Origin of the sequence: Haladaptatus sp. AB643 (assembly GCF_024136975.1) — an archaeon.
Classification (GTDB): Archaea; Halobacteriota; Halobacteria; order Halobacteriales; family Haladaptataceae; genus Haladaptatus.
The window spans coordinates 431617-455853 of the sequence record NZ_JAMYJW010000001.1 but is presented as its reverse complement, the minus strand read 5'-3'; the positions used below and the strand labels follow the sequence as shown (position 1 = coordinate 455853).

The window sequence follows — 24237 nt, the reverse complement described above, 5'->3', positions numbered from 1 at the left end:
TCGGAGTGAACGGGATTTTGTGTGTCGTCGTGTTCGCAGAAGGTTGAACACGGATGGGACACCAACTCTCGGTATGTACAGTGTCGTGGGTTGCAACGGCTGTAGCAACCTGTGGATCGTCGAGGGGCGGCCGAAGACGACGAGTTGCCCGCGGTGTGGAAAACAACGGCAGTTCCGGAAGTTGAAGAAGTTCGTGGAGACGGACGACGAGGACCACGCCCGGGAGTTGCGGGCGTCGATGCTCGCCAATCGGCAGGGACAGGGCGAGGCGTTCGCGGAACTCGACTCGTTTTCGGCGTTGGACGAACAGGCCGACGAGGCGGGGATGGACGACGAGGAGTTCCTCGACCGTTCGGGACTGAACACGGAGGAGGTCGCCGCCGCCGGGGAGCGAACGAAGCGCCGGGGAAACAAAACGAGCAAGAAGCAAGTCGTGTTGGACGCTCTCGACGTGTTGGACGAACCGACCGAGGAGGAGATTCTCGACTACGCGAGCGAGCGACGGGTTTCGGGGGAGTACGTCGAGAAGGCACTCGTCAAACTCGCTCGGCGGGGAGAGATCAGCGAGAGTCGGGGCCGGTACCGCCGTATCTGAAATCGACTCCCCCTCTTCTTCATCGACGAAAGTCGGGACGGACCCGACTTACGGGAACGGGCCGCTCAGCGCTTTCCACACCGCGACGAGCAGTGTGACGACTGTGAGCAACAGCTTCAGGAACTGGAGGACATGATATGCCCGGGAGTCGGTTATCGGCGCGTCCCCGTCGTGGGAGGATGTTGCCATCGGGAGTCACCATTTGGTGGTACGGCGGGAGCCGTTCCCCCACACGCACCGACAGCACCTTCGAGGTCCCGTACAATAAATTTCTAGTACTTTTTTCTTGATTTTATGTTGTTTTTCGTGCCGGTCCGTCGGCAAGGAGTCCTTACAATCCGTTCTCAAAAACTGATAATAAAGTGCGATCCTACCGACGGCCGTCCACCGATCACCGACTTCGCCGAGTACCAACTTTACCGGCTACCAACTTTACCGGCTACTAGTTTTAGCGACTACCAAATTTAGCGGCTACCGACCCAGTTCCTCGTGTGCGCTGGAGAGGTGGCGTGCGGCCAGCGCGGCGAGGAGGGAGAGTTCGCCCGCCAGCGCGCCGACGGTGATGATTTCGGCGAGGGCGTCGGCGTTGCTTCCGGCGGGGTCGCCGCCGCCGCGGAGACCCAACACGTCGAGCGCTTCCGCCTGGGTGGGGAGTTTCGTCCCGCCGCCGACCGTGCCGACCTCCAGACTGGCGATGCTGACGCTGGCGTACAGTTCGTCCTCGCGGGCCTGAACGGTCGTGATCGCGTTGCTCCCTTCGACCACCTGCGCGGCGTCCTGCCCGGTCGCGAGGAACGCCGCCGCCACGACGTTCGCGGCGTGGGCGTTGAAGCCGAGCGCCCCGGCCTTCGCGCTGCCGACGAGGTTCTTGCGCGTGTTCGCCTCCTCGATGGCCTCCGGCGTGGTGTGGAGTCGCTCCTCGACGACTTCACGCGGAATCTTCACGTCGGCCGTGACGCTCCGGCCTCGGCCCTCGATAGCGTTGATGGCGGCCGGTTTCTTGTCGGAACAGAGGTTGCCCGACAGCGCGACGAGGCTCGCGGGGGTCTCCTCCTCGACGAGCGAGGCGGCCTCGCGCGTCGCGATGGTCGCCATATTCATCCCCATCGCGTCCTTGGTGTCGTAAACGAACCGCAGGAAGACGGAGTCGCCGACGACGTACGTCGTCACGTCCAGCAGTTCCCCGTGGTTGGTCGTGGATTCGGCGACCGCGGCGAGTTCGTCGCGGTTGTCCCGAACCCAGTTCACGACCGTCTCGGCCTCCGCGATACCCTGCACGCGGAAGACGGGAGCGCGGGTCATCCCCTGCTTCGTCACGCGGGCGTCCGCGCCGCCCGCGGAGTCGATGACGGAACAACCGCGGTTGACGCTGGCGAGGAGCGCCCCCTCCGTCGTCGCGAGCGGAAGGTAGTACTCGCCGTCGGCCGACCCGCCGTTGACGGCGACCGGTCCGGTCACACCCAGCGGAACCTGAATCGTCCCGACCATGTTCTCGATGGCGGTCTCGGCGTCCTCGGCCGGGAAGGCGTACTCACCGACCGTGTCGAGCGTCACGTCCGTCTCCGATTCGAGGAGTTTCCGGCGCGCCTCCGTCGCCGTATCGGCATCCGTGTGGTCTTCGAGTTCGTGCAGGCGCAGGTCTCCCGCCAATACCTGCTCCGCGAGGTCGTCTGCATCGGTCATGATTCGCCGGTTGTCGTTCCATCCCCTAACAGTTGCCCATTCAGTGCCGTTCCTTATCCATTCGGGGCCGTTCCATGCCCATTCGGTGCCGTTCCATTCCCCGAGTACGGCAGAACCGTTCCAAACCACCGCCAACGCTATGATTCAGCGTGGAATCATATTCCGTATGGAAATCAGACCCGCGACGACAAGCGACGCGGCCGACATCCGCCGAGTCGCACGCGCGGCGTGGCAGGAGGCCTACGACTTTCTCCCTCCCAAGGAGCACGATGCCGCGTTCAACCAATGGTATACCGTCGAACAGATCGAAGCCCGAATGGCCGACGACGAGGCGGAAACCCTCGTCGCCACCACGGACGACGAACTCGTCGGGTACGGTCACGCCACCGCACAAACCCACGCCGACAGCGTCGGCGAGGGCGAACTGACCGACATCTACGTCGACCCCGACCACTGGCGGACCGGGATCGGCACCGCCCTCCTCTCCAGGGTCGAGGACCGACTCCACGAACGCGGCCTCACCCGACTGAAAGCCCCCGTCCTCGCCGACAGCGAATCCGGAACCGAGTTCCTCGAATCCAACGGCTTCGAACGCATCGAGGAGCGCATCACCGACCTGTTCACCGGCGGGACGAGGGAACAGTACGTCTACCACCACCAATTCACGGGATAACGTTGCGCCGGAGGGATCTGGAACTGTAGTCGCGGTAAACTCGATCCTTTCGTAGCGACTTTCCACGGAGCTACCGGTACAGTCACGCGAATCGTGCGAGCGTGGCTCGGAGGGGGCTTTCGAGGGCTACACCCCACCAACGACGGCCGTGAGAACCGCCACTTGCTCAGACAAGCGACCCGCTCAAGTAGCTCGAATTCCTACGAAAGATACCATGAGCGACACCCAGTCCGGCCCGCTTCGGCCGGACAACCCCGACGCCGAAACCGACTTTCGAGTTGACGCGCCGTTCGACCCGGCGGGCGACCAACCCGAGGCCATCGAGCAGTTGGCGACGGGGTTCAACCAGGGGATGGAAAAACAGACCCTGTTGGGCGTCACGGGGTCGGGAAAGACGAACACGGTTTCGTGGACGATAGAGGAAATCCAGAAACCCACGCTCGTCATCGCACACAACAAGACGCTGGCGGCACAACTGTACGAAGAATTCAGAAACCTCTTCCCGGACAACGCGGTGGAGTACTTCGTCTCCTACTACGACTACTACCAACCGGAGGCCTACGTCGAACAGACGGACACGTACATCGACAAGGACGCGTCCATCAACGAGGAGATCGACCGCCTGCGCCACTCCGCGACCCGCTCGCTGTTGACCCGTGACGACGTCATCGTCGTCGCCTCGGTCTCCGCGATTTACGGCCTCGGTGACCCGCGAAACTACGAGGACATGCGGCTACGGCTGGAGGTCGGCGAGACCATCGAACGCGAGGAACTGCTCGCCCGGCTCGTGGACCTGAACTACGACCGAAACGACATGGACTTCACGCAGGGGACGTTCCGGGTTCGCGGCGACACCGTCGAAATCTTCCCGATGTACGGTCGGTACGCCATCCGCGTCGAACTGTGGGGTGACGAGATCGATCAGATGGTGAAGATCGACCCGCTCGAAGGGGAAGTCAAATCGCGGGAACCCGCCGTGCTCGTCCACCCGGCGGAGCACTACTCGATTCCGGAGGAGACGATGGCGGAAGCGATCGCGGAAATCGAGGGTGATTTGGAGCGACGAATCCGCTACTTCGAGCGCAACGGGGACCTGGTGGCCGCCCAGCGGATCGAGGAGCGGACCACGTTCGACCTCGAAATGATGAAGGAGGCGGGCTACTGCTCGGGTATCGAGAACTACTCGGTGTACTTCACCGAGCGGGAGGTCGGCGACGCGCCGTACACCTTGCTGGACTACTTCCCCGACGACTTCCTCTGTGTCATCGACGAATCCCACCAGACGGTGCCCCAAATCAGGGGGCAGTTCGCGGGCGACAAATCCCGAAAGGACTCGCTCGTGGAGAACGGTTTCCGCCTCCCGACGGCCTACGACAACCGCCCGCTCACGTTCGAGGAGTTCGAGGAGAAGAGCGACAAAACGCTCTACATCTCCGCGACGCCCGCCGACTACGAACGCGAGCAGAGCGAGCAGATCGCGGAGCAGATCGTTCGCCCGACGCACCTCGTGGATCCGAAAGTGAAGGTCGCGTCCGCGTCGGGCCAAATCGACGACCTGATGGATCGTATCGACGAGCGCATCGAGAACGACGAGCGCGTCCTCGTGACGACGCTGACCAAGCGGATGGCCGAGGACCTCACGGAATATCTGGAGGAAGCAGGCGTGGCAGTCGAGTACATGCACGACGAGACGGACACACTCGAACGGCACGAACTCGTTCGTGGACTCAGGTTGGGCGAGTTCGATGTGCTCGTCGGCATCAACCTACTCCGCGAAGGGTTGGACATCCCGGAAGTGTCGATGGTAGCCATCCTCGACGCCGACCAGCAGGGCTTCCTGCGTTCGGAGACGGCACTCGTCCAGACGATGGGCCGGGCGGCCCGGAACGTCAACGGCGAAGTCATCCTTTATGCCGACGAGGTGACGGACGCGATGGAGAGCGCGATGGACGAAACCCAGCGCAGGCGGCAGATTCAACAGGAGTTCAACGAGGAACACGGCAACACGCCCGAAACCATTCAGAAGGAGGTCTCGGAGGCGAATCTGCCGGGGAGCAAGACGGACACGGGCGGCATCTCACGGAGCGAACCGGAAACGGACGAGGAAGCGGCCGAGCAGATTCAGCAACTCGAAGACCGCATGGAGGAGGCCGCAAATAACTTGGAGTTCGAACTGGCCGCCGACATCCGTGACCGGATTCGCGCCATCCGCGAGGAGTTCCACATGGACGAGGAGATGGGCGGCGTCGAACCCGAGCGCGGGGAGTTCTGACCGGATTTTCTGCTTCATCGTTCACCGGGATTTTCACGAACATCAACCTTTTTCAGTGCCAACGGGTGTGTAGCAGTCACGATGTCACGATTACACCGAGCGACCGCACTACGTCGTTCGTCAGTCGATTCCAAGGAAGAATGCGGAATCCGATGCTGGAACTCCCCGAACGAAGGTGTTAGCTGAGATGTCGCTTCCGTTGGGATTCTCTCCGACCGGACTCGGCGTTTTCGTCTTGCTGACCTTCCTCATCGCGACGACGGTCAACACGTTCGCCATGGAGGCGGCGGTGCTGTTCACGCCCGCGTTCCTGTTCGTCTACCCGGAACTGGTGCCAGCGTTCCCCGACCTGGCGTTGCAGGGTGCCATCGGCCTCGCGCTGTTCGTCGAACTGTTCGGGTACACGAGTAGCGTCTCGGCCTACTGGTTCCGCGGGCAGGTGGATTGGACCGTCGCCAAATCCATTCTCTTGGTCAGCATCCCGATCGCAATCCTCGCGAGGGCGGTGTCCTACTTCGTCCCGTCCACCGCGCTCAAGTTGCTGTTCGGCGGGATGTTGCTCGTGCTATCGACCGTCCTCTATCTCTCACACCGGGACGGGAAATCGCTCGGTGACTTGGTCGATGAAAGCCGACTGTCGGGAGTGCTTTCCCGGGACTCGAATCGGATACGGACGGACGGGGGAGCACGAACCCCCCGGTTCGACCGCTTCGACCGCACCATCGCGGGCGTCGGCGGGGCGATGGCGGGCCTCGTCGGCATCGCCATCGGCGAACTCGCACAGACGCTGTTGACGGTTCGGAAGAACGTGTCCATCCGCATCTCCACGGGGACGAGCGCGCTCATCCTGCACGGGACCGTCGTCTCCGCGCTCGTCGCGAACCTCGTCCTCCTGCGCTACGCGCCCGAATCGCTGAGCGGTCACAACTTCACCGTCCCGTTCGAGTACGGTCTCGTCGCCGGGGTGACGTGTGCAGTCGGCGGCCAGATGGGGGCGTTCCTCAATAGCCGCGTTCCGGAGCATCGGACCGTCCAGACGATGATGGTCGTCTATTCGCTCGTCGGTATCTTCACGCTCGTCCGCGTGTTCGCCCTGGGGTGACCGGACGAGCGCTTTTTAGAATCAGTCCGATTCGGTAGCCGTCTTCCCACCCAGTTGCGAGGATTCGTCCATCTGGGTGTCGAGTTCGACCAGCATTTCGTCCACATCGTCCAGTCCCAGCAGTTCGCGCGTCTCCGTGTCGAACGTATTCGATTCGAGGAGGATGGTGTCCTCGCGCACGTCGCTTCCGGAGAGGTGTTTGCCGTAGCGACCCAACAGCGAGGAGAGTTCCTGCGGGAAGACGAACGTGGACGACTTGCTCTCGCCGACGCTCCGAAGCGTTTCGAGTCCGCGGTCGATGACGGCCCGCTCGCCCATCGATTCGGCGGACTTCGCACGGAGCACGGTCGAAACGGCGTCCCCCTGCGCTTCGAGGATTTGGCTCTGTTTTTCCCCCTGTGCCCGCGTGATGTTGGCCGTCTTCTCACCCTCCGCACGTTCGATGGCACCGCGGCGTCGGCCTTGCGCTTCGAGGATCATCGCACGGCGTTGCCGCTCCGCGCTCGTCTGTTGTTCCATCGCGCCGACGACGGAACGGCTCGGCATCACCTCACGCACTTCGACGCTCTCCACGCGAATCCCCCACTCGTCCGTCGGCGGGTCGATCTCCTCCCGGATTCGGGTGTTGATGACGTCGCGGCGCGACAGCGTCTCGTCCAGTTTCATGTCGCCGAGGACGGCCCTGAGCGTCGTCTGCCCGAGGTTAGAGACGGCGCGCTCGTAATCGTTGACGCCGAGAAACGCCCGCTTTGCGTCCATCACGCGAACGTAGAGGACGGCGTCGGCGATGACGGGCGAGTTGTCCTTCGTGATCGCTTCCTGTTTCGGCACGTCGAACACGCGGGTTCGCATGTCGAAACGGTGGGTCGCGCTCACGAACGGCGGGACGAAGTGAATGCCGGGGTCGAGGAGGCGTCGGTACTCGCCGAACACGGTCAGGACGCGTTTCTCGTACGGACCGACGATTTCGATGGCGCTGTTGACCGTTGCCGCCGCGAGGACGAGGATGAGAAGCCCCGCTATCGCCGTCGTGTCGAGAAACGGAAGCGCGAGAAAGAAGAACGCGACGAATCCGACGGCGAACAGGGACTTCCCTGCACTGGTCCCCGACGAGAGTTTGCCGAGGACGTAGAAGGGGTTGTCCATGTGAAAGGTTACGCCACGAGTCGCTTAACAGTTACGTGCTAACAAACCACATTGGTGGCGTGAATCCAACGACGCCACGGGGAAAATAGAAGTCCTACTCCGCCTCGACTGCCTACTCGGCCTCGACGGGTTCAATCGGCTTTGGTTCCGGTTCGTCCGGCGATTCGAGTTCCGCCAGCGTCTCGTCGATATCGTCCAACCCGAGCAGCGTTTTGGTTTCGGCGTCGAACTCCTTGCTCTCCAATTGAGCGCCGTCCTCGCGCACGTCGCTTCCGGTGAGGTGTTTGCCGTAGCGACCGAGCGTGGAGGTGAGTTCCTGCGGGAGGACGAATTTCGTCGATTTGCCCTCACCGATGGCTTGGAGCGTCTCCATTCCCTTCTCGATGACGGCGCGTTCGCCCATCGCCTCGGCGGATTTCGCGCGGAGCGTGGTGGCGACCGCATCACCCTGTGCGGTGATGATGTCGCTCTGTTTTTTCCCCTGTGCGCGGATGATGTTCGACGTCTTCTCACCCTCCGCACGCTCGATGGCGCTGTGTCGTTCCCCCTGTGCTTCGAGGATCATGGCGCGGCGTCTGCGTTCCGCGCTGGTCTGTTGTTCCATCGCCTCGACGACGGTGGGGCTTGGCATGACTTCCTGCACTTCGACGCTTTCGACGTGAACACCCCACTCGTCCGTCGGCGGGTCTATCTCCTTACGGATCCGCGCGTTGATTTCGTCGCGGCGCGACAGCGTCTCGTCGAGACTCATGTCGCCGAGGACGGCCCTGAGCGTCGTCTGCCCGAGGTTCGAAACCGCACGGCGGTAGTCATCGACTTCGAGATACGCCTGCTTCGCGTCCGTGACGCGGACGTAGATGACGGCGTCGGCCATCAGCGGCGAGTTGTCCTCCGTGATCGCTTCCTGTTTCGGCACGTCGAGCATGTGTGTCCGCATGTCGAAACTGTGGGTCGCGCTCACGAATGGCGGGATGAAATGGAGTCCCGGGCCGAGCAATCCCCGGAAATCCCCGAAGACGACGAGGGCGCGTTTTTCGTACGCACCGACGATTTCGACGGCGCTGTTGATTGCGACGACCACGAGTGCGAGCAGGAGGAAGCCCACGATTTCGACGCCGTTGAGCGTCGGGAGGAAAAAGAGGAAGACGAGGAGGGCGACGACTGCAAAGAGGAGTTTCGAGAGCCCGGAGCCTCCCGAAATCTTCCCCAGTTTGTAGAACGGATGGTCCATACTCGAACAGAGAGACACCAGTCGTTTAACATTTTTGTGTCATTCAGCATCATGGTACTGAAGGGGAGACGGTGGAGAAAGAAACGAAGTGGGGAAACCGGCCGTATCGGAACTGTCGAGGATGTATAATCCATTTCGGATTATGAAAACCCCGTTTCGAGAGATAGAGTTAAGCGTGGAACTGACGCAGTTCGTAGTGGAATGATAGTCGTCGAAAACAGGCTGTTCGTGGCAGATGAGTACGCAGACCAGTTCGTGGAACGGTTTCGAGACAGCATGGGCAAGGTCGAGAGTCAACCCGGTTTCGTCAAGTTCGAGTTGCTGACGCCCGCCAACTCCGAGACGGATTCGTACATCTCCCAGACCTACTGGGAGTCGATGGAGGATTTCGAGGCGTGGACCGACACCGACGCGTTCGCGGAGGCCCACGATGACCACCCACCGAAGGACATGTTCACCGAACCTCACGAACTCGAAATCCACGACGTGGCGTTCGAGCGAACGGCGGAGTGATCCGGTCTCTCACGGGAGAATATATCGAACTCACAACCGACGCCGCAGCGCGGTCACCGTCTTTTCGCCGACACCATCGACCTCGCGGAGTTCGTCGTCCGAAGCTCCCCGAATCCCCGCCAAGCTACCGAACCGACGGAACAGCTTTCTGCGGGTTTGCGGCCCGACTCCCGTGACGTCGTCCAGTTCCGTCGAAACGTCGTCCCGAAGCGTCTGGTGGTACTGCACCGCGAACCGGTGCGCCTCGTCCCGCACTCGCTGAAGGACGTGGAGTTGTGGCGCGTCGTTCGGCCAGTTGTAGGTCGTGGTCGGCGTGACGACTATCTCCTCGGCCTTGGCAAGCCCGACTGCGGGCACGTCCCATCCGACGTCGTCGAGCGCTTCGCGTGCGGCGTCGAGTTGTCCCGTTCCCCCGTCGATGAGGAGCAGGTCGGGGTCGGGCCGGTCGTCCCGACCCTCGACCGCCCGTTTCGCCCGCCAGCGGATCAGGTCGTGCATGTTCGCGTAATCGTCGTTTTTCTCCGTCAGTTTCTTCCGGCGGTAGTCGCCCTTCTCGGGCGACCCACCGACGAGGACGACGTTGCTCCCGACCACCGACGACCCCTGTGCGTGGCTCACGTCGAATCCCTCGATTCGTTCGGCCGAGGGGAGCGAGAGCGCGTCCGCGAGCGCCCGGAGTTCATCCGGGTTGCCCGACCCCCTGCGGGCGTTTTTCAACGCCAGATCCACGAGCGTCGCCTCCCGCCCCGCCCCCGGCACACGAACGGCGACGCCTTCGGTTTCCAACCACTCCATCACGTCGGCGTCGTCCGGACGCTCAGAAAGCAACAGCGCGTCGGGAAGGTCGCGCTCGGCGTAGAACTGCGGAATGAACCCGCCGAAGACTGCGGCCACGTCGTCCCCGTCCGGTACCGATAAGGAGTGGTGGTCACGGTCCACGAGTTGTCCGCGCTCGCTGTGCAGTCGGGCGACCGTCGCCCGTTCGCCCTCGACTGCGGCCCCGAGCACGTCCACGGTTCGCTCGTCGGTTTGTGAGGTAATCGCGTCGGCGTCGCCGCCGTGAAACGACTCGACGGCGTCGAGTCGGTCGCGGAGGTTCGCCGCCCGCTCGAATTCGTGACTCTGAGCGGCCGCCTCCATCTCGCGGCGGAGTGGGCGTGCGAGCACGTCCACCTCGCCGCCCAAAAACCGTTCGACGCTTTTCACGTCCCCGAGGTACGCCTCGCGGCCGATTTCCCCCGTACACGGCGCGGTACAGAGACCGATATCGTGGTCGAGACACGGCCGGTCGCGGTTGGAGAACTTGTGGTCCGAACAGCCACGGATACCGTACGTCTCCCGAAGCGCCTTGACGACCGTCTCGACCGTCGATTTGTTCGTGAACGGACCGAACACCGTCGCTCCGGCGCGGTCGGGGTCGCGGGTGATCTCGATCTGCGGGAACTCGTGCCCCGTCACCTGTACCAGCGGATAGGATTTGTCGTCCTTCAGGCGGACGTTGTAGCGTGGCTGATACCGTTTGATCAGGTTCGCTTCCAACAGGAGCGCCTGCGTCTCCGTATCGGTGACGGCGAAGTCGAGCGAATCCGCCCGTGCGACCATGTTCCCGATGCGGTTGCTCCGTGGGTCGGCGTACGACCGAACCCGCGCCCGAAGATCGACGGCCTTCCCCACATAGCGAACCGTGTCGCCTTCCAAGAATTGATACACGCCGGGTTCACGCGGTAATTCGCTCGCGTGCTCCCGGACGGTCGCCACGTCCATCGATTTCGATTAGTCGATGCTCGGCTTTGAACCTGTCCCTACCGCCGCCCGAATGCGACGAGCGGCGTCCTCGGCCTCGTTGCCATCGACGGGTATTCGAATCGGGTCGCGTCCGGCGCGTTCGATTATCAGTTCCTCCGAACGCGTAAAGAGGTAGAGAATCCCGAGGATGATGGCCACGAGCAGGAGCACCCCTCCAACCAGCAGCAGGATACTCGTCAGCAAGGAAAAAGCGTGGACCATCGTGCCGACCATCCCCTGGACGCCAGCGACGGCCTGTGCACTCGCCGTGTTCGTATCGCCGAAGTCGGTGAGTAGCCCGCTGCTGTCGAGTAAGTATCCACCGCCCACGAGGAGTAGGCCATAGATGAAGCTCCGAACACACCACGAGAGGTAATCAGGGTGGCCAGCGGCTTGCACACGGGCATCGAGGACGTTCGGTCGGTCCTCGTGGTCGAACCGTCGGTCCTCCCCTTCGGGCATGAACGCGAGAAGGCGATGACTCGTCACCGCGATTCGCGCACCCTCCAGTTCGATCTCCTCTTCGATTTCCTCGCCCGCAAAGAGCATGTCGAGCAGGCGGTCGTCGGACGCCTGTGACAGCGGGGACTGTCCCATCGTTTACCGGTCAATCAGGGAGATAAATAAGGTTGCGGCTATCGACACCTCGCCAGATACAAATTCGATACCCACGAACGGCCAGCCATGGACGAGGTTCGAGTGTGGTTGGTCGAACGGACGTACAGCGACCGCGACCTGTTGACGCTGGTGTACTCGACGCCCGACGGGGAATGGTATCTTCGCAAGGAACGAGCGGGGAGACTCGGTGGCGAAACGACCGCCGCAATCGAAGTCGAACGGGAACGACTGGCCCGGGTTACCGACGAAGCCGAGAGGGAACGATACGCCACGGAGGCGACACGAATCGCGGAAAAGCGTGACCCAGATGACACGGTATAGCACGGAGCAACACCGTTATGTGTGCGTTGGCGGAATCTGAACCGATGACCGCTATCCGATTGGACGACGTGACGAAGCGATATGGGGACGTCACGGCCGTCGAGAATCTTTCACTCGACGTGAAAGAGGGCGAAGTGTTCGGCTTTCTCGGGCCGAACGGGGCGGGGAAATCGACGACCATCGACCTCATTCTCGATTTTATCCGCCCGACGAAGGGTTCGGTCACCGTTCTCGGACACGATGCACAGACCGAGAGCATGGCGATTCGCAAACGAACCGGCGTTCTCCCGGAAGGGTTGTCCGTCTACGACCGCCTCACCGGAAGACAGCACATGGAGTTCGCCATCGAAGCGAAGAACGCCGACGACGACCCGGACGAACTGCTGAACCGGGTCGGAATCCCCGAGGCCGCCGACCGGAAAGCGGGGGGCTACTCGAAAGGGATGGCCCAGCGACTCGGGCTTGCGATGGCGCTCGTCGGCGAACCCGACCTCCTCATTCTCGACGAACCGTCGTCCGGTCTCGACCCGACGGGTGCCCACGAGATGCGCGAGATCATCGATGAAGAACGGGAGCGGGGCGCGACGGTGTTCTTCTCCAGTCACATCCTCGGGCAGGTCGAAGCCGTCTGTGACCGGGTCGGAATCCTTCGCGAGGGCGAACTCGTCGCCAAGGACTCCATCGAAGGGCTTCGAGAGAACGTCGGCGGCGACACCGTTTTCCGAGTCGAGACTGCCTCGCTCTCCGCCGATGCGATCGAGCGGGTGCGCGCGATCGACGGCGTCGAGAGCGTCCGGCGCGACGGGGAGACACTGCTCGTCGACTGTGCGGCGAACGTCAAGACCACAGTCCTCACCACGCTCGAAGACACGGGCACGCAGGTCGAGGACTTCGAAACCGAGGAGGCGTCGCTCGAAGACCTCTTTATCGCATACACCCGACAGGGGGCGGCGCCATGACGTGGCAATCCGTCGCCCGAAAGGACTTCCGGGACGCGGTTCGGTCACGATGGCTGTGGGTGTTGACGGGGCTATTCGTCATCGTGTTCGCAGTACCCCCGATCATCGCGTTCGTCCTGGATAACGGCGGGAACGCGGGACAGAACACCAATCAATACATCTCCCTGATGGAGCAGGGTACCGCGATTCTGATTCCACTCATCTCGATCGTCATCGGCTACGCGGCCATCACCCGTGAGCGCGAGTCGGGAACGCTGAAACTCATGCTCTCGCTTCCCCATTCGCGTGACGACGTCGTACTCGGCAAGGTGCTCGGACGGAGCGGTGTCGTCGGGATTTCCATCGTCATCGGGTTCGTCGTCGCCGCGGCAATTCTCCTGCTGACGAGCCTCCAGTTCAAGGTCGTCGATTACATCCTGTTCGCACTGCTCACGCTCCTCCTCGGTCTCGTGTTCGTGGGGTTGTCCGTCGGCATTTCGGCGACCGCCAAGACCGGCCGCCGAGCGATGATCGGCGCGGTGACGTTGTACATCGCCTTTCTCGTCTTCTGGAGTGGGTTGGCAAACCTCGTTGCGAGTCTCCTCGGAAGATACGCTGGGATGGGAATACCTGGACGGGTATCCACGATGCTGTTCATCCGACTTCTGAACCCCATAACGGCGTACAAGACGTTGGTTAATTCGTTGATATATTCGAGCCACGTCGACGCACGGATAGTGCTGTTCGACGGACTGATCCGAACTACCGTCGCGAGTGTCCTCGGTAACTCCCTCCCGATATACTTCAGCGATGCGTTCGTCCTGGTTTATCTCTTGTTCTGGCTGTTCATCCCCGTCGCAATCGGGTACTCGGTCTTCCGGCGCGCGGAATTCTAACGCGCCACGCCTTCGTCTTCCAGCAGTTCCCAAAATTGGGCTTCCGACAGGATCGGCACGTCGTTTTCCTCCGCATCGTTCGGCTTCGATTGTCCGGGGTTTTCTCCCACAACGAGGTAGTCCGTGTTACCCGAGACGCTTCCCGTCGCGTTCGCACCGTGGCTCTCGACGAGGTCCGCGATATCCGACCGGGGTTCGGACAGCGACCCGGTGAAAACGAACGTCAAATCCGCGAGTTCGTCGCCATCCACGACTTCCTCCCGCTCCGGTTCGACGTGTTCCAACAGTTCCTCGACGACGCTTCGATTGTGCTCCGAGTCGAAGAACTGCCGGATGCCGGTTGCGACTTTCGGTCCGATGTCCGGGACGGCCTCCAGTTCGTCGGTACCGGCATTCATCACGGCGTCCATCGAGTCGAACTCTCGCGCCAACTCGCGGGCGGTTTCGCTCCCGACGCGTGGGATACCGATCGCCGACAGGAAATGTGCAAGCGAGGGGCGTTTCGACGCTTCGAGTTCGGCGAGCAGGTTGTCCGCACTCTTCTCACCCCAGCCGTCCAATTCGAGCAGCGCCTCCCGGTCGAGTTCGTACAGGTCGGGCAACGATTCGACCAAGTCTGCGTCGATAAGCTGGCTCACCCGTTCCTCGCCCAGCCCCTCGATGTCGAGTCCGTCGTCGCTCCCGTAGTACGCCACCGCCTGCCGAAGTTGTGCATCGCACGCGAGTCCACCGGTGCAGTAGGCGATCGGTCCGTCGCGTTCGACCGGACTGCCGCAGACGGGGCACTGGTCGGGGAGTTCGTAGTGGCCTTCGCTGTGTTTTTCGACCACTTCGGAGACGTAAGGGATGACGTCACCCGCACGTTTGACGCGAACCTCGTCATCGATGTTGATGTCTTTTTCCGCGATTTCGTCCGGATTATGGAGGCTAGCCCGTGAGACGGTTACCCCACCGACATCGACGGGTTCGAGTAGCGCAACGGGAGTGAGCCGCCCGGTCCGTCCGACTTGCACGGTCACGTCCATAATCGTGGTTTGCTCCGAGCGAGCCGGGAATTTGTACGCGTACGCCCATCGATACGAGCGTGCCGTCGTCCCGAGTTCGTCGCACTTCTCCCGATCGTTCACCTTGATGACGACCCCGTCGATTTCGTAGTTCAACTCCTCGCGCTCGGCCATCATCTCATCGCGGTAGTCGAGACAGGCCTCGATATCGTCCACGATTTCGGTGCGGTCGTTCACCTTCAGCCCGAACTTCGGCAGCGCCTCGTACTCCGACCAGTGGGTCGGAAACTCCTCGCTCGCGTCGAGTACGTCGTAGAAGAAACAATCGAGGGGGCGCTCCGCCGTCACGGACGGATCGAGTTGCCGGAGCGACCCGGCGGCCGCGTTTCTCGGATTGGCGAACGGGTCTTCGCCGCGTTCGACCCGCTCGCGGTTGAACGCGGTGAACGCATCCAGCGGGAGATAGACTTCCCCCCGAACGGCGAGATAGTCCGGATAGTCACCTCGGAGATGGTGCGGGATGCTCGCGATGGTACGGACGTTCTCGGTTACGTCCTCACCCGTCACCCCGTCACCGCGAGTCGCGGCGCGCACGTACTCGCCGTCCTCGTAGACGACTTCCAGCGACAGACCGTCGAACTTCGGATCACAGACGTACTCCACCTCGTCGTACGCCCGATGGATTCGCTCGTCGAATCCACGCACGTCGTCGGCTTCACCGCTGGAGTCGATGGAGAGCATCGGGGCGACGTGTTCGACGCTGTCGAGTTCGTCGAGCGGTTCGCCGCCAACACGTCGGGTCGGACTGTCAGCAGTCTGGACGTCGAACGCCTCCTCTAACTCTCGCAGTCGCGTGAAGAGGGCGTCGTAGGTCCGGTCGCCGATGAGCGGGTCGTTTTCGACGTAGTAGCGATAGTCGTGGTGGCGGATCGCCTGGCGAAGCAGTGCGGCCTGTTCGCTGGCCTCGGCTTCGCTCATCTCGACGACGGGTTCGAAATCCGTCCCTGGCTCTTCGACGTACGGGTTCTCGTCCGCGCTCACCTCTGCCATCGCTCGAAGGTTGTTCGTCGTCCGGTAAATACCTCATCACCGCTGTTGGAGAGGAAACAAAGCCCTGCAGTGACAACCCCAGTATTCACACGGGTTCCTGTCGGACCTGAAGTCGATGACGGACTACAGCGTGCACGAACCGGAGTTCGACGGAACGACCGACGAAGACTGGAGCGCGCCCGAAGAGAGGGGTTTCGATACGGACGACCTCTCGGATACCGCCAGTCACTTCGTTCTCTTGTCGTCCGGATTCGACGATTCCGACCGTTACGAAGTTTACCCGTGATTCTGACGCCGACCAGTCCGAAATTACAACAGTTCGGTGACGTTCTCGATGGCGTTTCGGCAGAACGGACAGCGATAGTTCGTCGAAAATCCGCTGGATTGGGCGACGGTTCTGGTTTCCAGTTCGTGAAACGCGATGTTCCGCCGACAGTCCGGACAGACAACTTTTGGCACGATTATTTCTATTCAACCGTAGCTACTTAACTCCAAGGTGCCACAACAAATATATATCAAATATTCGTAGCGTGCTGTTTCGAGAACGGTTAACCGGCGAAGAAAGAGTTCACACCTACAGGGAGTTCAGTATCAGTCCGTCTCGGACGGATTTTGAACCGAAAGATTGCGAACAGGCGGCACGACGGTTTGACGTGGAGGTGTGCCACACACCCGCCTCGGCCATCCACAGGGTAGTTTTCAGGAGATACGGACTCTGGGTTCGTTCCAGTATATAAACGTTCGTCGCGGTCGCTTGGTCTCGAATATCCGTAGTACGCGACGAAAACAACCCGTTCGTCTTGCGAGGCACAAAGCGCCTCGTCTCCCTCGCGGCTATTCCTCGAACCCGTCCTCGAAACGGAAGGTACCGTTGCGCTGGACGATTTCGCCGTCCACTTCGATGAACGAGTCCTCGCTCATGTCCACGATGATGTCCACGTGAACCGCACTCTCGTTCGGTTCCCGGTCGTCGGGGACACAGATATCGTAGGCCATGCCGACGGCGAGGTGGACCGTATCGCCCATCTTCTCGTCGAAGAGCATGTTGTAGGTGAATTCGTCGATGTCGCGGTTCATGCCGATACCGAGTTCGCCGAGTCTGCGTGCACCGTCGTCGGTATCGAGAACGCCCGCGAGGACGTCCTCGTTCTTGTCGGCGCTGAAATCGATGACCTCACCGTTCTCGAACTTCAGCCAGACGTTTTCGACGATGTTGCCCTGGTGGACGAGCGGCTTGTCGAACAGCACTTCTCCCTCGACCGAATCGGGGATCGGCGCGGTGAACACCTCGCCACCGGGGAGGTTGTTCTTGCCCTCGTCGTTGATGGTTTTCATGTCCGCCACGGACATCGTGAGGTCCGTCGTCTCGCCGGAGACGATACGAACTTCGTCGGCGGGGTCGAGGATTTCGACCATCTGCTCTTGGAACTCGCGCTGCTCGTCCCAGTCTTTGTTCATCGCGCTGTACACGAACTCCTCGTAAGCGTCCGTGCTCATCTCGGCGAGTTGCGCGCTTCCAGGGGACGGGTACTGGGTGAGACACCAACGCGACGAGAGGATTTCCTGCTGAATCGGCTGGTACGCCTGTCTGTATGCCGCGTGGGTCTCGGCGCTAATATCGCTCATGTCGGAGGCGTTCTCGTGGCCCCGGATGTGAACGATGGCGTCCGACGCTTCGAACAACGCCTGTTCGTGCTCGGGGGTTTCGAGGGCATCCGCGTCGACCGAACGAAGGAACGCCGCTTGTTTCTTGTCCCGACGCCCGGCAGTGACGAGTGGGAACGCACCGCGCTCGCCGAGTGCTTCGGAGAGGGCAACCGCGAGGTCGTCCGAGACGGTCGGCGAGCGAACGACGACCGTATCGCCCGCTTCGATATCGAGAGAGTGGTCGACGATGGTTTCGGCATGGTTCCGAATTCGTTCGTCCATGTGGCAAAATTTCGTGGATACCGGAAACCGCTTTCGGTGTTCGCATCTCCGTCGATGAACTGCTTCTACCCTCGATTATTTGGTCGCCGCGGCGGAACAGTCGCGTATGATAGACCTGCGGAGCGACACGGTCACGAAACCGAGCGAGGAGATGCGTGCGGCGGCGGCCGAGGCCGAAGTGGGCGACGACGTCTACGGAGAGGACCCGACGGTCAACGAACTCGAATCCGCTGCCGCCGAACTTGTGGGGATGGAAGCGGCCCTCTACGTCCCGACCGGGACGATGGGCAATCAGATCGCGGCGCGCGTCCACACCGAACGGGGACAGGAGATACTGGTCGAACGCGAGAGCCACATCTACAAGTGGGAACTCGGCGGACTCGCCCAGCACTCGGCGCTGCAAGTCCGAACGCTCGACGGCGGCGACCGTGGAATTCCGACGCCCGAACAGGTTCGAGACGGCTACGTCGAGGCGGACGCACATCGACCCGGAACGGGATTGTTATCGCTCGAAAACACGCACAACAGCAAAGGTGGGGTCGCAATCGCTCCCGAGAAGATAGACGCCGCGGCGGAGGCGGCCCACGACCTCGGAATTCCGGTCCATCTCGATGGCGCACGGGTGGGTAACGCGGCCGTCGCCCTCGACGTATCACCGGCACGAATCGTGGAGAACGTGGATTCCGTGATGTTCTGTCTCTCGAAGGGTCTCGGAGCGCCCGTCGGGTCGATGCTCGCCGGAGACGAGGAGTTCATCGCGCACGCACGACGCGTTCGAAAGCTGCTCGGGGGAGGGATGCGACAGGTCGGTATCGTGGGCGGGCCGGGACTGCTCGCGTTGGGGAACGTCTCACGGTTGGCCGACGACCACGAGAACGCCCGTCTCCTCGCGGAGCGACTCGCGGACGTCGACGGCCTCTCGGTGCAACCACCCGAGACGAACATCGTCCTCGTGAACACCGAGCGAGCGGGACTCACCGCCGAGGAGTTTCTCGATCTGTGCGCGGACGAAGACGTCATTGGGTCGGCGTTCGGGCCACATGTCGTCCGATTCTGTACGCACTGGGACGTGGACCGTGAGAACGTCAAAACTGCCGCGGAGCGGATTCGAAACGCGCTCTGAGAGCGATTCGATTATCGCTGCCCTTTCTGAATACCTTCCTGAAATCCGGTCATGATCCGGCGGATGAACAGGTAGATGAAGAAGACGAAGGCGAGCATGATGACGAGAAGGCCGATGAAGAGCGGGTCGTGGAGTACCTTCCCGAAGATTCCGAGTGGTTCCATACCCCCCTGTATCAGTTGCCGAACCAAATTCGTTTCGCCGTGCCAGTGGCAAAGTTGATTGCCGAGCAGTTGCATACGCATAAATATGGCTGACCTCTTGCCCTCCAGTTCGGACGTGGAACCGCCGTCAGGTGGGTCCCCCCGAGTGCTCGGCGTGGACAGCGACGACGCGGACGATCTGCTCGGGGCGCTCTCGTCCGATACCGCGCGTGGTCTGCTCTCCGCACTGCACGACCAACCGGCGACGGCATCCGAACTGAGCGAGCAGGTGGACACCTCGCTACAGAACGCCCAGTATCACCTGAAGAAGTTGGAAGACGCGGACCTCATCACGGCCGTCGATACCATCTACTCCGAGAAAGGCCGGGAGATGAAGGTGTACGCACCGAGCGAAGGTCCGCTCATCCTCTTTGCCGGGCGGGAAGAGCAGACGACGGGATTGAAGGACGCGCTCTCCCGCGTTCTCGGCGTTGCCGTCCTGCTCGGCCTCGTGAGCGCCGGAATTCAGTACACCGTTACGGAGGGACTGCTCGGTATCGGCGGAAAGGCGGCCGAGAAGACGGCCAGCGGTGGCGGCGGACAAGTGGGAACGTTCTCGACGGAATCGACCAACAGCGCGGGCCATGCGGCAAACGGCGTTTTGGCGACGATACCGCCGGGCGTGCTGTTCTTCGCGGGGGGAGCGCTCGTTCTCGTCCTCGGTGCAGTCGGGTGGTATTTCGTGCGGAACCGATAACTAAAACGCTTTTTTGAGCTTACCAAGAGTACATGATGACCAACCGCATACTCGGAAGTGGAGCCGCCCTGCTTCGGCCCTCCACTGGTACGCCATCAACTTACCAGCCCTCCTACACGGGGAACTCGGTTACGAGTTCTCCACTCATCTCGTAGACCCTCCCAGCGAAGCCCTTTCCCTCCGGTTCGAGTTCGATATGTGTCGGCCGATTTCCTCGTGGCTGTGCGTAACTGCCCGGATTGAGCAACAACATCTCGCCAGCCTGTTCCACGAGATGTCGATGCGTGTGTCCCGAGACGACCACGTCCGCATCGCGCTCCTGCCCGAAGAGCGAGAGTCCCGTACTTCCGCCGCGCCGACGATGCGTGAGCGCGAACCGAACCCCGTTTTCCTCGAACGTTCGCACGGCAGGGAGTCGGTCGGCGACCCCAGCCGTCGCGTTGTTGCCACGAACCGCGACCAACCGGGAGCTTTCGGCTTCGAACGCGTCGAGAACGGCTGTCGTCGTGAAATCGCCTGCATGAACCACGAGGTCCGCCCTTCGGACGGCTTCGAGCGTCCGTCCGGCCAGTTCGTGACCCGTCCTGCTGTGCGTATCGGAGACGATAGCGATCATGATTCGTCGTTGGTATCCCGTCGCCTTTCGTCTTCCGTCGAATCGAAGCGCGGCGCTCCGTCGTAAGGACTTTGACACCTCCTCGCCGCTAGTCGAGTAATGGCGAACAGCAAGTCCGTCGTGATAGCCGCCCTCCTCTCGAACGCGGCGATTGCCGTGCTGAAATTCGTTGGCTTCGTGCTTACACAGAGTCCGGCGATGCTCTCGGAGACGTTTCACTCCATCTCCGACACGGGAAATCAGGTCTTTCTCCTCATCGGAATCTGGTTTGGTGGACGAAAGCCGACGCGGGACCACCCATTCGGCTACGGCAAAGCACAGTTCTTCTACAGCTTTCTGGTGAGCGTCCTGCTCTTCGGTATCGCCGGTTGGGAGAGCGCAAAACACGGATACGACTCGCTTGTCCAGCACCACGAAACGGTCAGCGGGGGACTGGTTCACGTCCTCGGACAGTCGTTTCCACCGGTCTACGTGAACTACGCCGTCCTCATCGGAGCCATGCTGTTCGAGGGATATGCCTTCAGCAAAGCGTATCGCTCCACGAAACACGAAATCGAACGGCGCGATTGGAGCGGATTTCGGGAGGCGTTCCACAAGACGAGCAACGTCTCCACCCTGACGGCGCTCACCGAGGACACCGTTTCGGTCGCCGGTGCCGGGTTCGCACTGGTGGGTATCTGGCTGTCACAAGTCACCGGAAACCCGATCTACGACGCCGGTGCCGCGCTCCTCATCGGGTTGTTGTTGATGGGATTCGCCATCGCGCTGGCGTGGGAAAACAAACGGCTCCTCCTCGGCGAGAGCCTGCCCAAAGAGGAGGAAGACAGACTCCGCTCGGAGTTGGACGGGTGGGAGGGCGTCACCGAAATCATCGACTTCAGAACCGTCTACTTCGGTCCCGACCGCATCATCGTCACCGCCGACGTGGCGTTCGACCCGACGCTCGACACCGGGGAGATGGACGACTTGATAACCGACATCGAAGATGGGCTGTACGAAATCAACGATAGCGTCAAGAAAGTGTACATCGAACCGGAAGTGCAGGAGACGGCGGCGGAGTCGGTTATCTGAGACCGAGCATCTCTCCGATGGGCAAGGGTTTTTGAACTAAGACGCGAATATTCGGTATCGTGTCCACGACGAACGAGTACATGCGGTTCTTCCCGTACGACGCCCCCTACGACAACCAGCAGGAGGCGATGGACCGCATCTACAACGGACTGTCTCGCGGGCAGGACGTGCTCTTCGAAGGTGCGTGTGGGACGGGCAAAACCCTCTCGTCGCTCGTTCCCGCGCTCGAATTCGCCCGCGAGGAGGACAAGACGGTCGTCATCACGACCAACGTCCACCAGCAGATGCGTCAGTTCGTCACCGAAGCGCGCGAGATAACGCGCAAGGAACCGCTTCGCGCCGTCGTCTTTCGGGGGAAAGGGTCGATGTGCCACATCGACGTCGATTATCAGGAGTGTCAGGTACTCCGGGACAACACCTACGAGGTCGTCGACAAGGAACGCGACAAGAACGAACTCGAACAGCGACAGCGCGAACTGCTCGACGACATGCAGGAAGGCGACTCGACCGCCGCCGAGGCCCGTAGCGCGGTGATGGACGAACTCGAACAGATTCAGGACGAAGTCGAGAATCTCAAAGAGAAGAACATCTGCGAGCACTACTACAACAACCTCACCGCGGATAACGAGGAGTTCTATCAGTGGCTCTACGACGGGGTTCGAACGCCCGACGACATCTACGAATACGCCGAGCAACAGCAGTTGTGCGGCTACGAACTCTTGAAGGACGGGATGGAGGGTGTGGACCTGGTCGTCTGCAACTACCACCACCTGCTGGACCCGATGATCCGCGAACAGTTCTTCCGGTGGTTGGGCCGCGAACCGGAGGACGTCATCACAATCTTCGACGAGGCGCACAACATCGAGGGAACCGCCCGTGACCACGCCTCCCGAACGCTGACCGAGAACACCATCGACAGCGCGCTGGACGAACTTCAGGAGAGCGACGACTTTCGGAGCGAAGCGGGGTTCAACGTCCTCGCCGCGTTCCAGCGGGCGCTCAAAACGACCTACGACGACTCCTTTGGTTTCGGCGAGCGCGAATCGGTCGGCGAGAACTGGCAGGACGTGTCGGTCGCCAACGAGGACAAACGCGACGACCTGACGCTTGCCTTCCTACAGGAGTACGCCGGGAAGGGAATCGACGCGGAGTTGGACGACGCGCTCTCGCTCGCCAAGGAACTCGACCAGAAATACGAGGAGGCGTACAAGGAGGGCGACGCGACGACCCGAAAGGAGTGTCAAACCCTCCAAGCCGCCGCGTTCGTCAAATCCTACATGGACGAAGGGGCCGAACTCGGCCAGTATCCCGTCGTCGCGGTGCGCCGCGACGAGGGGACCGACGAAGTGTACGGACGGGCGGAACTGTACACCTGCATCCCGCGCGAGGTCACCCAAGCCCTGTTCGAGGAGGTGTACGCGACGGTGCTGATGAGCGCGACGCTTCGCCCGTTCGACGTGCTGTCGGACGTGCTCGGCCTGAGCGACCCCATCTCGCTGGCGTACGGGCTTCAGTTCCCGGAGGAGAATCGGCGAACGTTCGCGGCCGAGACGCCCGCCCTGTTCGCCAGCGAGCGGAGCAATCCCGAAACCCAGGACACCATCGCCGAGGTGCTGAACGACGCGATTCGGTTCACCGCCGGGAACACGCTCGTCTTCTTCCCGAGTTACGCCGAAGCCGAGCGGTACCGCGACCTCGTGCGGAACCGAACCGACGCGAACCTGTATTTCGACGAGGCCGGAACTCCCGCCGAGGAACTCCGCCAGCAGTTCACGGCGGACGGGAACGGCGCGCTGTTCACCTCGCTGTGGGGGACGCTGGCCGAAGGCGTCAGCTTCGACGGCGACGAAGCCAGAACCGTCGTCGTCGTCGGCGTGCCGTACCCGCATCTGGACGACCGGATGGACGCGGTACAGGACGCCTACGACACCGTGTTCGCCGACCGTTCCGGAAGAAATTCGGGTTGGGAGTACGCCGTCGAGATCCCGACGATTCGGAAGACGCGACAGGCGCTCGGCCGGGTGATCCGTTCCCCGGACGACTTCGGCGTCCGCATCCTGCTCGACAAGCGCTACACCGAGGGGAGCGTCCGGGAGATGGGCAAGTACAGCGTTCGAGAGACGTTCCCGCCGGAGGAACGGAAGGAAACCATCGACATCGACCCCGGAAAGCTCAAGTTCGCCATGCTGAACTTCTTCACCGACAAGGACGCGTGGGACGGCGAACCGCCGACGCCGCAGTAAAAGAGCGAACGAAGGTAGAAATTTTCAAGCCGGAAGCGAGATTCTCGCGGCGGCTTCTTCGTACTTTGCATCCCAGAGATGGAGTTCCGTGACGGTCCACGAAATCGGATCGGTTTCCCGTTCCGCGAGTTCTTGGGCCACCTCGATGTCGCCACCGCGCGCCAGCGTGACGTGAGGAACGTAGTCGTCGCCTTCCAATCCTTCGATGGTCTCGAACTCGGCGAGCAGTTCGCTATGAAGTTGTTTCAGACCGGGGCTTTCGACGGCGAGGTAGACGACCGGACCGTCACCACGCGCTGGCGTCTCGAAGTAGTCGATGCCCGAAACGTGCGCTTCAAACGCGGGCGTGCCGACGAGCGCGGTTCGGACCCGCATCGCCAATCGGTCGTAGTTTTCTTGATCTCCGAACCGTTTGACGACGAGCGTGTGCTGGTCGCGGACGCTGTCGAAGCCGTAGAGCGACGGACGGAGTTGCCCAGCGAGTTGAGCGATTTCGCCGGGAACCGGGACGTTGAGACTGTACACTGG

At 61.7% G+C, this 24237-nt stretch carries 25 protein-coding genes; 13 read left to right on the top strand and 12 right to left on the bottom strand.

Features of this window, described 5'->3' with window-relative positions:
• Positions 1–73 precede the first annotated feature (73 nt).
• On the top strand, positions 74–595 hold the full coding sequence (locus tag NKF25_RS02330; RefSeq protein WP_253225115.1) for a DUF5817 domain-containing protein: 522 nt from the start codon (positions 74–76) through the stop codon (positions 593–595).
• A 48-nt stretch (positions 596–643) separates the two neighbouring features.
• Here the strand turns inward: NKF25_RS02330 and NKF25_RS02325 are convergent, their stop codons facing one another.
• Together NKF25_RS02325 and hmgA are read right to left on the bottom strand one after the other, a co-directional pair.
• Positions 644–784 (bottom strand): hypothetical protein, encoded by a 141-nt coding sequence (locus NKF25_RS02325; RefSeq protein ID WP_190303700.1) that lies wholly within the window; start codon positions 782–784, stop codon positions 644–646.
• A gap of 282 nt (positions 785–1066) precedes the next feature.
• Positions 1067–2278, bottom strand: a complete 1212-nt coding sequence (gene hmgA, locus NKF25_RS02320; RefSeq protein WP_253225114.1) for a hydroxymethylglutaryl-CoA reductase (NADPH) — start codon at positions 2276–2278, stop codon at positions 1067–1069.
• Between the two features lie 166 nt (positions 2279–2444).
• Between hmgA and NKF25_RS02315 the strand changes: the two genes are divergently transcribed.
• The 3 genes from NKF25_RS02315 (at position 2445) to NKF25_RS02305 (ending at position 6325) form a co-directional block, all read left to right on the top strand.
• The gene (locus tag NKF25_RS02315; RefSeq protein WP_253225113.1) at positions 2445–2951 is read left to right on the top strand and encodes a GNAT family N-acetyltransferase; all 507 of its coding nucleotides are present in this window, start codon (positions 2445–2447) and stop codon (positions 2949–2951) included.
• Positions 2952–3165: 214 nt separating this feature from the next.
• Positions 3166–5223, top strand: a complete 2058-nt coding sequence (gene uvrB / locus NKF25_RS02310) for an excinuclease ABC subunit UvrB (RefSeq protein ID WP_253225112.1) — start codon at positions 3166–3168, stop codon at positions 5221–5223.
• A gap of 187 nt (positions 5224–5410) precedes the next feature.
• Positions 5411–6325, top strand: a complete 915-nt coding sequence (locus tag NKF25_RS02305; protein ID WP_253225111.1) for a sulfite exporter TauE/SafE family protein — start codon at positions 5411–5413, stop codon at positions 6323–6325.
• 21 nt (positions 6326–6346) lie between these two features.
• On the opposite strand, the gene NKF25_RS02300 is transcribed toward NKF25_RS02305, so the two are convergent.
• Together NKF25_RS02300 and NKF25_RS02295 are read right to left on the bottom strand one after the other, a co-directional pair.
• On the bottom strand, positions 6347–7471 hold the full coding sequence (locus tag NKF25_RS02300) for an SPFH domain-containing protein (protein ID WP_253225110.1): 1125 nt from the start codon (positions 7469–7471) through the stop codon (positions 6347–6349).
• A gap of 112 nt (positions 7472–7583) precedes the next feature.
• Complete coding sequence (locus tag NKF25_RS02295) at positions 7584–8702, bottom strand: SPFH domain-containing protein (RefSeq protein WP_253225109.1); 1119 nt, start codon at positions 8700–8702, stop codon at positions 7584–7586.
• 201 nt (positions 8703–8903) lie between these two features.
• Here NKF25_RS02295 and NKF25_RS02290 point away from each other — a divergent pair, with 201 nt between their 5' ends.
• Positions 8904–9215: an antibiotic biosynthesis monooxygenase gene (locus NKF25_RS02290; protein ID WP_066140705.1), complete on the top strand. Its 312-nt coding sequence runs from the start codon at positions 8904–8906 to the stop codon at positions 9213–9215.
• Positions 9216–9245: 30 nt separating this feature from the next.
• On the opposite strand, the gene NKF25_RS02285 is transcribed toward NKF25_RS02290, so the two are convergent.
• Together NKF25_RS02285 and NKF25_RS02280 are read right to left on the bottom strand one after the other, a co-directional pair.
• Positions 9246–10979, bottom strand: a complete 1734-nt coding sequence (locus NKF25_RS02285; protein WP_253225108.1) for an excinuclease ABC subunit C — start codon at positions 10977–10979, stop codon at positions 9246–9248.
• Between the two features lie 9 nt (positions 10980–10988).
• Complete coding sequence (locus NKF25_RS02280; RefSeq protein ID WP_253225107.1) at positions 10989–11597, bottom strand: hypothetical protein; 609 nt, start codon at positions 11595–11597, stop codon at positions 10989–10991.
• Between the two features lie 87 nt (positions 11598–11684).
• On the opposite strand from NKF25_RS02280, the gene NKF25_RS02275 reads away from it, so the two are divergent.
• From NKF25_RS02275 to NKF25_RS02265, 3 genes are read left to right on the top strand one after another with little or no spacing between them, the layout of a single operon-like run.
• On the top strand, positions 11685–11939 hold the full coding sequence (locus NKF25_RS02275) for a hypothetical protein (protein WP_253225106.1): 255 nt from the start codon (positions 11685–11687) through the stop codon (positions 11937–11939).
• Between the two features lie 44 nt (positions 11940–11983).
• Positions 11984–12898, top strand: coding sequence for an ABC transporter ATP-binding protein (locus NKF25_RS02270; protein ID WP_253225105.1), 915 nt, complete (start codon positions 11984–11986; stop codon positions 12896–12898).
• Complete coding sequence (locus NKF25_RS02265) at positions 12895–13773, top strand: ABC transporter permease (protein WP_253225104.1); 879 nt, start codon at positions 12895–12897, stop codon at positions 13771–13773. Before NKF25_RS02270 ends, NKF25_RS02265 begins: the two co-directional genes overlap by 4 nt.
• On the opposite strand, the gene ligA is transcribed toward NKF25_RS02265, so the two are convergent.
• Positions 13770–15827 carry an NAD-dependent DNA ligase LigA gene (ligA, locus tag NKF25_RS02260; RefSeq protein WP_253225103.1) on the bottom strand — a complete coding sequence of 686 codons (2058 nt, stop codon included), beginning with the start codon at positions 15825–15827 and terminating at the stop codon, positions 13770–13772. The genes NKF25_RS02265 and ligA overlap by 4 nt on opposite strands.
• A gap of 115 nt (positions 15828–15942) precedes the next feature.
• Between ligA and NKF25_RS02255 the strand changes: the two genes are divergently transcribed.
• Positions 15943–16113 carry a hypothetical protein gene (locus tag NKF25_RS02255; protein ID WP_253225102.1) on the top strand — a complete coding sequence of 57 codons (171 nt, stop codon included), beginning with the start codon at positions 15943–15945 and terminating at the stop codon, positions 16111–16113.
• A gap of 23 nt (positions 16114–16136) precedes the next feature.
• Here the strand turns inward: NKF25_RS02255 and NKF25_RS02250 are convergent, their stop codons facing one another.
• Together NKF25_RS02250 and NKF25_RS02245 are read right to left on the bottom strand one after the other, a co-directional pair.
• Positions 16137–16286: a hypothetical protein gene (locus tag NKF25_RS02250; protein ID WP_190303699.1), complete on the bottom strand. Its 150-nt coding sequence runs from the start codon at positions 16284–16286 to the stop codon at positions 16137–16139.
• Positions 16287–16661: 375 nt separating this feature from the next.
• Entirely contained in the window at positions 16662–17756 is a 1095-nt protein-coding gene (locus NKF25_RS02245; protein ID WP_253225101.1) for an aminopeptidase, read from the bottom strand.
• A 106-nt stretch (positions 17757–17862) separates the two neighbouring features.
• Between NKF25_RS02245 and NKF25_RS02240 the strand changes: the two genes are divergently transcribed.
• The gene (locus tag NKF25_RS02240; RefSeq protein ID WP_253225100.1) at positions 17863–18879 is read left to right on the top strand and encodes a low specificity L-threonine aldolase; all 1017 of its coding nucleotides are present in this window, start codon (positions 17863–17865) and stop codon (positions 18877–18879) included.
• Between the two features lie 11 nt (positions 18880–18890).
• Here NKF25_RS02240 and NKF25_RS02235 read toward each other — a convergent pair whose 3' ends face one another.
• On the bottom strand, positions 18891–19043 hold the full coding sequence (locus NKF25_RS02235; RefSeq protein WP_253225099.1) for a hypothetical protein: 153 nt from the start codon (positions 19041–19043) through the stop codon (positions 18891–18893).
• Between the two features lie 85 nt (positions 19044–19128).
• On the opposite strand from NKF25_RS02235, the gene NKF25_RS02230 reads away from it, so the two are divergent.
• Entirely contained in the window at positions 19129–19779 is a 651-nt protein-coding gene (locus NKF25_RS02230) for a winged helix-turn-helix domain-containing protein (protein ID WP_253225098.1), read from the top strand.
• A 112-nt stretch (positions 19780–19891) separates the two neighbouring features.
• Here the strand turns inward: NKF25_RS02230 and NKF25_RS02225 are convergent, their stop codons facing one another.
• Entirely contained in the window at positions 19892–20395 is a 504-nt protein-coding gene (locus NKF25_RS02225) for a metallophosphoesterase (RefSeq protein WP_253225582.1), read from the bottom strand.
• 99 nt (positions 20396–20494) lie between these two features.
• Between NKF25_RS02225 and NKF25_RS02220 the strand changes: the two genes are divergently transcribed.
• Both NKF25_RS02220 and NKF25_RS02215 read left to right on the top strand, forming a co-directional pair.
• The gene (locus tag NKF25_RS02220) at positions 20495–21466 is read left to right on the top strand and encodes a cation diffusion facilitator family transporter (RefSeq protein ID WP_253225097.1); all 972 of its coding nucleotides are present in this window, start codon (positions 20495–20497) and stop codon (positions 21464–21466) included.
• Between the two features lie 56 nt (positions 21467–21522).
• Entirely contained in the window at positions 21523–23709 is a 2187-nt protein-coding gene (locus tag NKF25_RS02215) for a helicase C-terminal domain-containing protein (RefSeq protein WP_253225581.1), read from the top strand.
• A 24-nt stretch (positions 23710–23733) separates the two neighbouring features.
• Here NKF25_RS02215 and NKF25_RS02210 read toward each other — a convergent pair whose 3' ends face one another.
• Positions 23734–24234, bottom strand: coding sequence for a 2'-5' RNA ligase family protein (locus tag NKF25_RS02210; protein WP_253225096.1), 501 nt, complete (start codon positions 24232–24234; stop codon positions 23734–23736).
• Positions 24235–24237: the final 3 nt, after the last annotated feature.

Bases quoted from the DNA above. Each gene is read 5' to 3' on its own strand.
- NKF25_RS02330 (WP_253225115.1), top strand. From the start codon at position 74: ATGTACAGTGTCGTGGGTTGCAACGGCTGTAGCAACCTGTGGATCGTC.
- NKF25_RS02325 (WP_190303700.1), bottom strand. From the start codon at position 784: ATGGCAACATCCTCCCACGACGGGGACGCGCCGATAACCGACTCCCGG.
- hmgA (WP_253225114.1), bottom strand. From the start codon at position 2,278: ATGACCGATGCAGACGACCTCGCGGAGCAGGTATTGGCGGGAGACCTG.
- NKF25_RS02315 (WP_253225113.1), top strand. From the start codon at position 2,445: ATGGAAATCAGACCCGCGACGACAAGCGACGCGGCCGACATCCGCCGA.
- uvrB (WP_253225112.1), top strand. From the start codon at position 3,166: ATGAGCGACACCCAGTCCGGCCCGCTTCGGCCGGACAACCCCGACGCC.
- NKF25_RS02305 (WP_253225111.1), top strand. From the start codon at position 5,411: ATGTCGCTTCCGTTGGGATTCTCTCCGACCGGACTCGGCGTTTTCGTC.
- NKF25_RS02300 (WP_253225110.1), bottom strand. From the start codon at position 7,471: ATGGACAACCCCTTCTACGTCCTCGGCAAACTCTCGTCGGGGACCAGT.
- NKF25_RS02295 (WP_253225109.1), bottom strand. From the start codon at position 8,702: ATGGACCATCCGTTCTACAAACTGGGGAAGATTTCGGGAGGCTCCGGG.
- NKF25_RS02290 (WP_066140705.1), top strand. From the start codon at position 8,904: ATGATAGTCGTCGAAAACAGGCTGTTCGTGGCAGATGAGTACGCAGAC.
- NKF25_RS02285 (WP_253225108.1), bottom strand. From the start codon at position 10,979: ATGGACGTGGCGACCGTCCGGGAGCACGCGAGCGAATTACCGCGTGAA.
- NKF25_RS02280 (WP_253225107.1), bottom strand. From the start codon at position 11,597: ATGGGACAGTCCCCGCTGTCACAGGCGTCCGACGACCGCCTGCTCGAC.
- NKF25_RS02275 (WP_253225106.1), top strand. From the start codon at position 11,685: ATGGACGAGGTTCGAGTGTGGTTGGTCGAACGGACGTACAGCGACCGC.
- NKF25_RS02270 (WP_253225105.1), top strand. From the start codon at position 11,984: ATGACCGCTATCCGATTGGACGACGTGACGAAGCGATATGGGGACGTC.
- NKF25_RS02265 (WP_253225104.1), top strand. From the start codon at position 12,895: ATGACGTGGCAATCCGTCGCCCGAAAGGACTTCCGGGACGCGGTTCGG.
- ligA (WP_253225103.1), bottom strand. From the start codon at position 15,827: ATGGCAGAGGTGAGCGCGGACGAGAACCCGTACGTCGAAGAGCCAGGG.
- NKF25_RS02255 (WP_253225102.1), top strand. From the start codon at position 15,943: ATGACGGACTACAGCGTGCACGAACCGGAGTTCGACGGAACGACCGAC.
- NKF25_RS02245 (WP_253225101.1), bottom strand. From the start codon at position 17,756: ATGGACGAACGAATTCGGAACCATGCCGAAACCATCGTCGACCACTCT.
- NKF25_RS02240 (WP_253225100.1), top strand. From the start codon at position 17,863: ATGATAGACCTGCGGAGCGACACGGTCACGAAACCGAGCGAGGAGATG.
- NKF25_RS02235 (WP_253225099.1), bottom strand. From the start codon at position 19,043: ATGGAACCACTCGGAATCTTCGGGAAGGTACTCCACGACCCGCTCTTC.
- NKF25_RS02230 (WP_253225098.1), top strand. From the start codon at position 19,129: ATGGCTGACCTCTTGCCCTCCAGTTCGGACGTGGAACCGCCGTCAGGT.
- NKF25_RS02225 (WP_253225582.1), bottom strand. From the start codon at position 20,395: ATGATCGCTATCGTCTCCGATACGCACAGCAGGACGGGTCACGAACTG.
- NKF25_RS02220 (WP_253225097.1), top strand. From the start codon at position 20,495: ATGGCGAACAGCAAGTCCGTCGTGATAGCCGCCCTCCTCTCGAACGCG.